Consider the following 1,078-nt stretch of genomic DNA (forward strand, 5'->3'; position numbering starts at 1 on the left):
TACAATCAAATCAGAACATATGAATTAAGGCAAGCGACACACGCTGTTTTTACAGTGGGTGTCGCTTGCCTTTTTTTATTTGGAGAAAGGTGGAAAATGAAAATGAATTTGCAATTTACAACTGCATCAACAGCCAATGGGGGAGTGCTTTCTGTGAGAGAGGCATTAGCAAATCCAGAACTAGTACTTGAACATATTACAGAAGAAGGTGCGGAGTTCAGCGTTTCACTACAAGATATTCAAATACCTGGTAAGCCTAATTATTATTGGTACGACGTATTGATTGAAACTGCAACTGCTAAGAAAATAGAAGTGAATATTGCTGTACTTTCTCAAGAAGAATATGACAAGCTTTGTGAAAAAGCTAGTATCGACCTATATTTAAAACAGACTGAAGATGCAGCAAAGTTCTTTCTAGAAAAGTCAAAAGAGCGATTTAATCCAGAGTTACAAGAACGTTTTACATTCCGCCATAAAGCTCAGCTGTTTCTGTAAGGAATAGGTGAGCCTTTATGAATACGTTTAAGCAAAGGTTGCCTTTATTTACAACTATTACACTAATTAGCGCATTTATTATTTCTTTTGGAGTCGGTTTAATAAACTATATAAAGTTACTATACTATGCATTTGAACTACCGTCTTATCCTATAGAAATTACATATGTACCACTCATCTTAATGTTCTTCTCTTTATTTCTAGGAGAATTTAGTTTTCGTTTCTACAGCCGTATTCCAGCTTTACATGTGAAAAATGGGAAACTATTCATTCTAATTGCTTCACACATCGCAGTTGATATCCACTTCTTATGGTTTGCAACTGCTCCTATCCATGCAAAGGTTATCCCTTATCTCACGGATAAAGCAACGCATGTTAATTTTGGTGAATATCAGGCAGTAGGCCATGTATTAACGGGGAATTTCCACACATTAACCATGATATTTGTGTTTTTACCTACTGTATTTATGATCTTGTTTACTCTTTGGTATAGCGGGCATATTGTTCGTTACCGGGAAGAAATTTTAAAATGGGTACAAAAATATGAGTACAAAAACCACAAGTTACAAAAATGGTTTAATAG

The 1,078-nt window shown here is 35.1% G+C and carries 1 protein-coding gene and 1 pseudogene; both read left to right on the plus strand.

The annotated features are described in order from the left end of the window. Positions 1 to 102 precede the first annotated feature (102 nt). Positions 103 to 495: a hypothetical protein gene (locus MR155_RS31165; protein WP_016096937.1), complete on the plus strand. Its 393-nt coding sequence runs from the start codon at positions 103 to 105 to the stop codon at positions 493 to 495. A gap of 17 nt (positions 496 to 512) precedes the next feature. Continuing rightward, positions 513 to 1,078, plus strand: a pseudogene (locus MR155_RS31170) (conjugal transfer protein TraG); the annotation flags it as partial.

The organism is Bacillus cereus group sp. BfR-BA-01331, from assembly GCF_022663915.1.
Taxonomy (GTDB): domain Bacteria; phylum Bacillota; class Bacilli; order Bacillales; family Bacillaceae_G; genus Bacillus_A; species Bacillus_A mycoides.